Genomic DNA, 9,187 nt, shown 5'->3' on the forward strand with positions numbered 1-9,187 from the left:
GCGCACGCGGAGACCCCCGCGGGTACGGCGGGCACGGCGGAGGTCGAGTGGCACGACGACCCCGAGGCCCGGCACGAGGCGGGCACCCCCAACGTGCTGGGCGCCGTCGCCCTGGCCGCCGCCTGCGACGCCCTCACCGCGACCGGCTGGACCGCGCTGATCCGCGAGGAGGAGCGGCTGCTCGCCCGCCTGCGCGCGGGGCTCGCCGGGATCGAGGGCGTGCACGAGCTCTCCCTGTGGGGCCCGGACCACCCCCGGGTCGGCATCGTCTCGTTCGTGGTGGACGGCCGTACCGCCCGCGAGGTCGCCGAGGCGCTCTCCAGCGAGTACGGCATCGGCGTGCGGGACGGGAAGTTCTGCGCCCACCCGTTCGTCCGGCACCTGCTGGGCGGCATCGAGAACGACGGCGGCTGCGCCGGCGACAGGGCCGCGACGGCCTCGGCGGTGCGCGCCTCGATCGGCATCGGCACCACCGCCGAACACGTCGACCGCCTCGTCGGGGCCTCCGGGAGCTTGTCTCCCGCGGCTGACGTGGCAGCATGGCCCCTATGACGGAACGGGTCGTGGGAATCGGGGCCGGAGCCGCCGCGGTGGGCGGCGGTGCCGGCGGCAAGGAGCTCGCGACCGAGGACATGGTCCTCAACATCGGCCCGCAGCACCCCTCCACCCACGGGGTGCTGCGCCTGCGGCTCACCCTGGACGGCGAGCGGATCAGCGCGGCCGAGCCGATCGTCGGCTACATGCACCGCGGCGCGGAGAAGCTGTTCGAGGTCCGGGACTACCGGCAGATCATCATGCTGGCCAACCGGCACGACTGGCTCTCGGCCTTCGCCAACGAGCTGGGCGTGGTCCTGGCCGTGGAGCGCATGCTGGGCATGGAGGTCCCGGTCAGGGCCGTGTGGATCAGGACCCTGATGGCCGAGCTCAACCGGGTCCTCAGCCACCTGATGTTCCTCGGCTCCTACCCGCTGGAGCTCGGCGCGATCACCCCGGTCTTCTACGCGTTCCGCGAGCGCGAGACGCTCCAGGCCGTGATGGAGGAGATCTCCGGCGGGCGCATGCACTACATGTTCAACCGGGTGGGCGGCCTGAAGGAGGAGATCCCGGAGGGCTGGCCGGGCCGCGCCTCCCAGGCGGTCGCGGACGTGCGGCGGCGGCTGCCCGACATCGAGGACCTGGTCGTGGGGAACGAGATCTTCACGGCCCGCACCCGCGGCGTCGGCGTGCTCTCCCGCGAGCAGATCACGCAGTACGGCGTGAGCGGCCCGATCGCCCGCGCCTCCGGGGTGGACGTCGACCTGCGGCGCGACGACCCCTACCTGGCCTACGGCGAGCTGCCGGTGAGGGTCGTCACCCGCTCGGCCGGCGACTGCCACGCCCGGTTCGAAGTGCTGCTGGAGCAGGTGAAGGTCTCCCTGGACCTGGCCGACGCCTGCCTGGAGCGGCTCCGCGAGCTGCCGCCCGGACCGGTCAACCAGCGCCTGCCCAAGGTGCTCAAGGTGCCCGAGGGCCACACCTACGCCTGGACGGAGAACCCTCTCGGCATCAACGGCTACTACCTGGTCTCCCACGGTGAGAAGACCCCGTGGCGGCTGAAGCTCCGCTCGGCCTCCTTCAACAACGTCCAGGTGCTGCGCGAGATGCTCCCCGGCCACCTGGTGGCCGACATGGTGGCGATCCTCGGCTCGATGTTCTTCGTGGTCGGGGACATCGACAAGTGACGGCCGGACATCCGCTGGACTCCCGGCTCATCCCCTGCGGTCGGGGGCGGCGTCGGGGTCCTTCGGCACCCGGCAGCAGTACTCCAGGTACAGCGCGGCGCAGACCAGCACCACGCAGCCGAGGAACGAGCCGCCCGCGATGAAGAAGTCGCGGCGCGGCGTGTCCTGGTCGAGCAGGCCGGCGGCGTAGAACGCGAACCCGGCGAAGACGCCCGCGAAGACGGCCCCGCCGTACGCGGAGGCCTTGGCGAGGGCGACGAGGCGGGCCACGGCCAGCGGCTCGACCGGCTTGGTGTCCGGCTTGCGCTGGATCCTGGCCTTGGTCATCCAGCCGGTGTGGGCCTCACCGAGCGCGAGCACCAGGACCGTCGGGATCGCCGTCCACGGCACGGCCGGGATGAACTGGTAGACCCGCTGGAGCAGCGCCCAGGTGATGATCGCGAAGACGACGGTCAGTCCGGCGAGCACGCCGGGACGGCTCGGCGTCATGCGGGCCCCCGCAGGGCCAGGTCGGCGCGGAGCCGTACCCCGGTCTTGTCGAGCCCGGCCAGCAGCTCGGCGACCGGCGTGCCGCCGAGCGTCGCCTCGGGGTCGGCCTGGAGCCACGGGACCAGCACGAACGCGCGCTCGTGCGCGCGGGGGTGGGGGAGGATCAGCTCGGGGTCGTCGGAGACGACCTCGCCGACGCTGATCAGGTCGACGTCCAGGGTCCGCGCCCCCCAGCGCTCGGTCCGCACCCGGCCGAAGGCGTGCTCCGTCTCCTGGGCGCGGGCGAGCAGCTCCCGGGGCGTGAGCGAGGTCTCGGCGACCGCGACGGCGTTGAGGTACGGGCCCTGCTCGGGGCCGCCGACCGGGTCGGTCTCGTAGAGCGGTGAGACGGCGACGAGGTCGAGGCCCGGCGTGGCGGCGAGCGCGTCGAGTCCGCCCTGCAGCGTGGCGAGCCGGTCGCCGAGGTTGCCGCCGAGCGCCAGCACGGCCCTCATGCCCGGCTCCGGGTGATCGTCACGACCACGTCGTCGAACGGGAGCGGGATCGGGGCGGCGGGCTTGTGCACGCTCACCTCCGCCGCGGTGACCCGTTCGCGAGCCAGGCACACGTCGGCCAGCCGCTGGGCGAGGGTCTCGATCAGGTCGACCGGTTCGCCCTCCACGACCTTCACCAGGTCCTCGGCGAGCTCGCCGTAGTGCACGGTCTTGGTGAGGTCGTCCGCCGCCGCGGCAGGCGAGGTGTCCAGGAACAGGGTGACGTCGAGGACGAACTCCTGGCCGAGCTCCCGCTCCGCCGGCAGCACCCCGTGCCGTCCCCGGGCGCGCAGGCCCCGCACGCTGATCCGGTCTCCGGCCACGGCCCCGTCTGCGGCTCCGGTCACGACACGCCCTCTTCCCCGTCCTCGTCGTCTTCGGTCTGCAGCACCGGTGAGCCGTGGTGCAGCCAGAGCCGCCACCCCTCCGGCGTCCTGACGAAGGTGTTGCTCGCCACCACCTTGCCCGCGGCGAAGCTGGAATCACCTTCGTCGCCCGCGGTGAGGATGTTCTCCTCGCAGGTGAGGACGGCGACGTCGCCGTGGACCATGACGTTCACGTCGGTCAGCACGAACTGGATGTAGGGGGTGTTGGCCATGATGAGCGCCCAGGAGCGCAGCACCTCGGCCCGACCGGTCACGATCGGCCAGCCCGGGTGCACGCAGCCCACCTGCTCGGCGCCGGTCTCCTCGGCCCAGATCTCGGTCATCCGGTCCAGGTCGGCGTTCTCGATCGCAGTGTAGAACGCCTGGTTGACCGCCTCGATGGCGGCGGTGTCGACGCTCATGCTCTCGCTCCCTCGACTGCTGCGACCACGCGGACGGCGTCCGCGTTCGGGCGTACGTCGTGCACCCGCACGCACCATGCTCCCGCCCGCGCGGCGAGGGCGGTGACGGCGAGCGTGGCGGCGTCGCTGTCCCCGAAGGGGCGCGGGGCGCCGTCCGGTCCGGCCAGCAGGCGGCCCAGGAAGCGCTTGCGCGAGGCCCCGATCAGCAGCGGACGGCCCAGTCCGGCGAGCCGCTCCGTCGCGGCGACCAGCGCCCAGTTGTGCTCCGGGTTCTTGGAGAAGCCCAGCCCCGGGTCCAGGACGATCTGCTCCTCGGCGACGCCCTCGGCCAGCACCGAGGCCACCCGCTTGACGAGCTCGTCGCAGACCTCGGTCACCACGTCGCCGTAGACGGCCCGGCTCTGCATCGTGTGGCTGTGGCCCCGCCAGTGCATGACCACGTAGGCCACGCCGGAGGCCGCCACGACCCTCGGCATCTCGGGGTCGGCCAGACCGCCGCTGACGTCGTTGACCAGCTTCGCCCCCGCGTCCACGGCGGCCCTGGCGACCTCCGCCCGCATGGTGTCGACGCTGACCGCGACGCCCTGGCGGGTCAGCTCCCGGATGACCGGCTCGACCCGCGCCAGCTCCTCCTCCAGCGAGACCCGCGCCGCCCCGGGACGGGTGGACTCGCCGCCCACGTCCACGATGTCGGCGCCCTGCTCGACGAGTTCCAGGCCGTGCCGGACGGCGGCCGACCGGTCGAACCAGCGGCCGCCGTCGGAGAAGGAGTCGGGGGTCACGTTGACCACGCCCATCACCAGGCAGCGGCCCTCGTCCGGCAGCCCCGGCAGTCCCGGCAGGACGCGGCGCCGCGCGTCGCGGCCGGCGGGCCGGTGACCGCCGCCTTCCCGCGGGTCCGGTGGCGCTGTCCCGTGCGGTGTGGTCATGCGGCCAAGCCTAGGTGCTCGCGCACGCCCGGCCGGGGCGTGGGTCCACCTCTCCGATAACGAATCAGCAGACCCACCCGATCAGCGGAGGATCAGGGCCATCGCCTCGGCCCGGGTCTTCTCACTGTCACGGAAGCTCCCCCGGACCGCCGAGGTGGTGGTCTTGGCGCCGGGCTTGCGCACGCCCCGCATGGTCATGCACAGGTGCTCGCACTCGATCACCACGATGACCCCGCGGGGCTCCAGCACGCGCATGAGCGCGTCGGCGATCTGCGAGGTCATCCGCTCCTGGACCTGGGGGCGCCGGGCGTAGACGTCGACCAGGCGGGCGAGCTTGGACAGGCCGGTGACCTGTCCCTTCTCGTTCGGGATGTAGCCCACGTGGGCGACGCCGTGGAACGGGACCAGGTGGTGCTCGCAGGTCGAGTAGACCTCGATGTCGCGCACCAGGATCATCTCGTCGTGGTCGACGTCGAAGACCTTGGTCAGCACGTCCTCCGGGGCCTGCCCCAGCCCGGCGAACTGCTCCGCGTAGGCGCGGGCCACCCGGGCCGGGGTCTCCAGCAGGCCGTCCCGGTCCGGGTCCTCGCCGATCGCGATCAGGATCTCGCGGACGGCCTTCTCGATCCGGGCGTGGTCGACCTGGAGCGGCTGGGGGGGTTCCACGCTCAGTTCCCGTCCCTGGCCGCGGTGTCCGGGTGGCCGGCGCCCGCGGGGAGCGCGCCGTTGCCGGACTGCTCCTTCGGGGTCAGGATCGGCGGGCGGTTGGAGGGCAGCCGCTTGCCGTACCCGGAGTAGGACGGGCGGTGCTCCTTGACCACGACCGGGGCGAAGATCTGCAGGACCATCTCGCGGGAGAGGGTCTCCTTCTCCATCAGCTCCAGCACCAGGTTGTCGAGCACGTCGCGGTACTCGACGAGGATCTCCCAGGCCTGGTCGTGCGCGGACTCGATGAGCCTGCGCACCTCCTCGTCGATCGTGGAGGCGATCTTCTCGGAGTAGTCGCGCTCGTGGCCCATCTCGCGGCCGAGGAAGACCTCGCCGTTGCCGGTGCCGAACTTGCGGGCGCCGAGCTGCTCGCTCATGCCGTACTCGGTAACCATGCGCCGGGCGATGGAGGTGGCCTTCTCGATGTCGTTGGAGGCGCCCGTGGTGGGCTCGTGGAAGACGAGCTCCTCCGCGGTGCGGCCGCCCAGCAGCATCGCGAGCTGGTCCATCATCTCCGAGCGGGTCGCGAGGAACTTGTCCTCCATCGGCAGCGTCATCGTGTAACCGAGGGCGCGGCCGCGGGACAGGATCGTGATCTTGTGGACCGGGTCGGAGTTGGGCAGCGCGTGCGCGACCAGGGCGTGGCCGCCCTCGTGGTACGCGATGATCTTCTTCTCCTGGTCCGACATGACCCGGGTCTTGCGCTCCGGGCCCGCCATCACGCGGTCGATGGACTCCTCCAGGAGCTCCATCGTGATCAGCTTCTGGTCCGCGCGGGCGGTGAGCAGCGCGGCCTCGTTGATCACGTTCGCCAGGTCGGCGCCGGTGAAGCCGGGCGTCCGGCGGGCGATGATGTCGAGGTCGACGCCCTCGGCGAACGGCTTGCCGCGGCCGTGCACCTTGAGGATGCCCTTGCGGCCCTCCAGGTCGGGCCGGTCCACGGTGACCTGGCGGTCGAAGCGGCCCGGCCGCAGCAGCGCCGGGTCGAGGATGTCGGGCCGGTTGGTCGCGGCGATGAGGATCACGCCGCCCTTGACGTCGAAGCCGTCCATCTCGACGAGGAGCTGGTTCAGCGTCTGCTCGCGCTCGTCGTGACCGCCGCCGAGACCCGCGCCGCGGTGGCGGCCCACCGCGTCGATCTCGTCGATGAAGATGATCGCCGGGGCGTTCGCCTTGGCCTGCTCGAACAGGTCGCGGACGCGCGAGGCGCCGACGCCGACGAACATCTCGACGAAGTCCGAGCCGGAGATCGAGTAGAACGGCACACCGGCCTCGCCGGCGACGGCCCTGGCGAGCAGGGTCTTGCCGGTTCCGGGCGGGCCGTACAGCAGGACGCCCTTGGGGATCTTCGCGCCGATCGCCTGGAACTTGGCCGGGGCCTGGAGGAACTCCTTGATCTCCTGGAGCTCCTCGATGGCCTCGTCGGCGCCCGCGACGTCGGCGAAGGTGGTCTTGGGGGTGTCCTTGGTGATGAGCTTGGCCTTCGACTTGCCGAAGTTCATCACCCGCGAGCCGCCACCCTGCATCTGGTTCATGATGAACAGGAAGATCAGCACGATGATGACGATCGGCAGGAAGCTCACCAGCAGGCCGAGCAGGAAGTTCTCCTGCGGCACGTCGGCGGTGTAACCCTCCTTGACGCTGCCGGCCTTCTTCTTCTCCTCCAGGAGGCTCATGATCTGAGCACCCTGACCGTCCACCCAGGGCGACTGGATGCGGTTCGTCTCCTTGCCCGCGACCTTCACCGGATTGACGAGCGTCAGCTCCGCTCGCTGCTCCTTGTCGACGACCCGGGCGCTCTTGACGTTCCCTGCCTGGATCTGCTCCATCAGCAGGGAGGTATCGGCCTTCGTGTAGTTGCCGTCACCGCCCCACATCGTGCTGACGAGCACGAGCAGCACGACGATGCCCAGGATCCACAGCAGTGGCCCACGTGTAAATCGCTTGAGATCCATCCGATGCGGAACCCCGGCGGGCCCGTCCCTTCCTGACCAAGGCCTGGCAACCCCGGGCGGAACCCGGGGTTCGCGGTATCCCTAACCGCTCCCCCTGACTACCCAGAGACGGCGTGAAACCACCTCTCGGTCGTCCGAAGGTACACCGGCGCGGCGCGCGGGGTAACCGCCCGCACGACACCGGCTCTGCCTTACCAACGTACGTCAGGCAGGTCCGTGTTCCCCGAAGCTCTGAATAATGTGGCTTTCCAGCCGATTCCGTGCTAGCGCGCTTCGCCCACGGCGTATTTTCAGCTTGCTCCGTAGACGTGCGGCGCAAGAGTCCCAATAAAGGGTAGATTGCGATATTTCTCCGCATAGTCCAGGCCGTAGCCGATCACGAACTCGTTCGGGATATCGAAACCGACATAGCGGACATCGATCGGCACCTTGATCGCATCCGGCTTGCGCAGCACCGTGCAGATCTCGACGGAGGCCGGGTTGCGCGACTTGAGGTTCTGCATCAGCCACGACAGGGTCAGGCCGGAGTCGATGATGTCCTCGACGACCAGCACGTGGCGGCCCGCGATGTCGGTGTCCAGGTCCTTCAGGACGCGGACCACGCCCGAGGACTTCGTGCCCGCGCCGTAGGACGACACGGCCATCCAGTCCATCTGCACCGGCACGTGCAGCGCCCTGGCCAGGTCGGCCATCGCCATGACCGCGCCCTTGAGCACGCCCACGATCAGCAGGTCCTTGCCCGCGTAGTCCTCGTCGATCCGGGCGGCGAGCTGCTTGATCTTGGCTTGGAGCTCGTCCTCGGGGATGAGGACCTTCGAGAGGTCCTTGCCCATGTCGGCTGCGTCCACCTGGGTCTTCCTTACGGGAGTGGCCTGCTGTCCGGGTCGCCGTCGTCCCCTCGTGGGGGATCTGCGGCGAATATCAGGGTGCCACACCGCCGGACCGCGCCGATCCCCCCGGGTACCCCCACCGACCGCTGCCCCCGCCAGGCCGTCACCAGACGCTCCACCTGGAGGATGTGCCCGGCCGAGAGCGCGCCGGGCGGGCCCCCGCGGTGATCGCGGCCCGCCGCAGCACTCGCCGCCGGACCGCCGGCGGCAGCCCCTCCAGCACCGGTACGGCCAGCGCCACCCCCTTCGGGATATCGCTAAGAGCGCAATCCCCCTCGGCCGGACCGCGACCCTCCTCCGCCGGGCCGTGATCACCCGCGGCTGGGGCGCGATCACCCTCCGCCGGGCCGCGACCCCCCTCCGCCGGGCCGTGATCACCGATGACCGCCCGCCCGTAGGCCTCCTCGGCCCACGCGTCCAGGGCGTCCGCGTCGTCCCGGCACAGGCCCGCGGTGCGGGCGAGCGCCTCCGCGACGCCGGGACCGAGCTCGTCCTCCAGCGCCGGGAGGAGCCGCCTCCGGACCCGCACCCGGGCGTAGCGGCCGTCGAGGTTGTGCGGGTCCTCCCACGGGACGAGCCCGAGCGCCGCGCAGGCCGCGACGGTCGTGCCGCGCCCGAGCTCCAGCAGCGGCCGCCGGTAGATCCCCGTCCGCGCCGGCATCCCCGCCAGCGAACGCGTCCCGCTCCCCCGCGCGAGCCGGAGCAGCACGGTCTCGGCCTGGTCGTCCCTGGTGTGCCCGAGCAGCACGGCCGCCGCTCCCAGTCTCCCGGCCGCCTCCGACAGCGCCGCGTACCGCGCCTCGCGCGCGGCGTTCTCCGGCCCGCCGGACGTCCCCACCGTGACCGCCAGGACCTCGACCGGGTCGAGGCCGAGCGGGAGCCCCGCCACCGTCGCCGCCTGCCGCGCCGAACCGCTCTGCAGCCCGTGGTCGACGGTCAGCAGCCCCGCCCGCAGCCCCGCCGGGGCGCGACGAACGCGAGCCCCGCGGCCAGCGCCAGCGAGTCGGCGCCGCCGCTGCACGCGGCCAGTACGAGGTCCCCGGGTTCCAGGTCGGCCAGCGAGAGCCGTACGGCGCGGCGGACGTCGGCGACGGCCGGATGCGGACCCATCAGTTACATCGCGACGCTGCGCGTCGCGGCTCGGGGGCCGGTAACCGCCGTCTTCCCTCGTCGCT

The 9,187-nt window shown here is 71.7% G+C and carries 10 protein-coding genes and 1 pseudogene; 2 read left to right on the forward strand and 9 right to left on the reverse strand.

What is annotated here, in order from left to right; genetic code table 11:
• Both ACWJ6R_RS23165 and ACWJ6R_RS23170 read left to right on the forward strand, forming a co-directional pair.
• Positions 1-552: aminotransferase class V-fold PLP-dependent enzyme (locus ACWJ6R_RS23165; RefSeq protein ID WP_449064243.1), on the forward strand; the 552-nt coding region annotated here is incomplete at its 5' end.
• Entirely contained in the window at positions 549-1,721 is a 1,173-nt protein-coding gene (locus ACWJ6R_RS23170; RefSeq protein WP_449064244.1) for an NADH-quinone oxidoreductase subunit D, read from the forward strand. The genes ACWJ6R_RS23165 and ACWJ6R_RS23170, both read left to right, overlap by 4 nt.
• Before the next feature lie 27 nt (positions 1,722-1,748).
• Here ACWJ6R_RS23170 and ACWJ6R_RS23175 read toward each other — a convergent pair whose 3' ends face one another.
• The 9 genes and pseudogenes from ACWJ6R_RS23175 to tilS all read right to left on the reverse strand — a co-directional run bounded on the left by ACWJ6R_RS23175 (position 1,749) and on the right by tilS (position 9,125).
• Positions 1,749-2,210, reverse strand: a complete 462-nt coding sequence (locus ACWJ6R_RS23175; RefSeq protein WP_449064245.1) for a DUF3180 domain-containing protein — start codon at positions 2,208-2,210, stop codon at positions 1,749-1,751.
• Complete coding sequence (gene folK / locus ACWJ6R_RS23180) at positions 2,207-2,704, reverse strand: 2-amino-4-hydroxy-6-hydroxymethyldihydropteridine diphosphokinase (RefSeq protein WP_449064246.1); 498 nt, start codon at positions 2,702-2,704, stop codon at positions 2,207-2,209. The genes ACWJ6R_RS23175 and folK overlap by 4 nt, the downstream gene beginning before the upstream one ends.
• A complete protein-coding gene (gene folB / locus ACWJ6R_RS23185; RefSeq protein ID WP_373868900.1) occupies positions 2,701-3,090 on the reverse strand; it encodes a dihydroneopterin aldolase in 390 nt (129 codons plus the stop codon). The genes folK and folB overlap by 4 nt, the downstream gene beginning before the upstream one ends.
• Positions 3,087-3,530, reverse strand: coding sequence for a nuclear transport factor 2 family protein (locus ACWJ6R_RS23190; RefSeq protein WP_196450763.1), 444 nt, complete (start codon positions 3,528-3,530; stop codon positions 3,087-3,089). The genes folB and ACWJ6R_RS23190 overlap by 4 nt, the downstream gene beginning before the upstream one ends.
• Positions 3,527-4,327 carry a dihydropteroate synthase gene (folP, locus tag ACWJ6R_RS23195; protein ID WP_449064250.1) on the reverse strand — a complete coding sequence of 267 codons (801 nt, stop codon included), beginning with the start codon at positions 4,325-4,327 and terminating at the stop codon, positions 3,527-3,529. Before folP ends, ACWJ6R_RS23190 begins: the two co-directional genes overlap by 4 nt.
• A 213-nt stretch (positions 4,328-4,540) precedes the next feature.
• Positions 4,541-5,125, reverse strand: a complete 585-nt coding sequence (gene folE, locus ACWJ6R_RS23200) for a GTP cyclohydrolase I FolE (protein WP_449064247.1) — start codon at positions 5,123-5,125, stop codon at positions 4,541-4,543.
• A 2-nt stretch (positions 5,126-5,127) separates the two neighbouring features.
• Complete coding sequence (gene ftsH / locus ACWJ6R_RS23205; RefSeq protein ID WP_449064248.1) at positions 5,128-7,122, reverse strand: ATP-dependent zinc metalloprotease FtsH; 1,995 nt, start codon at positions 7,120-7,122, stop codon at positions 5,128-5,130.
• A gap of 290 nt (positions 7,123-7,412) precedes the next feature.
• Positions 7,413-7,970 (reverse strand): hypoxanthine phosphoribosyltransferase, encoded by a 558-nt coding sequence (gene hpt, locus ACWJ6R_RS23210; protein WP_449064249.1) that lies wholly within the window; start codon positions 7,968-7,970, stop codon positions 7,413-7,415.
• 11 nt (positions 7,971-7,981) lie between these two features.
• A pseudogene (gene tilS / locus ACWJ6R_RS23215) lies at positions 7,982-9,125 on the reverse strand (tRNA lysidine(34) synthetase TilS).
• Positions 9,126-9,187: the final 62 nt, after the last annotated feature.

This window comes from Planomonospora algeriensis, from assembly GCF_977012225.1.

Coding starts and splice junctions, on each gene's coding strand:
- ACWJ6R_RS23190 (WP_196450763.1), bottom strand. CDS start 3,530: ATGAGCGTCGACACCGCCGCCATCGAGGCGGTCAACCAGGCGTTCTAC.
- ftsH (WP_449064248.1), bottom strand. CDS start 7,122: ATGGATCTCAAGCGATTTACACGTGGGCCACTGCTGTGGATCCTGGGC.
- folK (WP_449064246.1), bottom strand. CDS start 2,704: ATGAGGGCCGTGCTGGCGCTCGGCGGCAACCTCGGCGACCGGCTCGCC.
- folP (WP_449064250.1), bottom strand. CDS start 4,327: ATGGGCGTGGTCAACGTGACCCCCGACTCCTTCTCCGACGGCGGCCGC.
- ACWJ6R_RS23175 (WP_449064245.1), bottom strand. CDS start 2,210: ATGACGCCGAGCCGTCCCGGCGTGCTCGCCGGACTGACCGTCGTCTTC.
- ACWJ6R_RS23170 (WP_449064244.1), top strand. CDS start 549: ATGACGGAACGGGTCGTGGGAATCGGGGCCGGAGCCGCCGCGGTGGGC.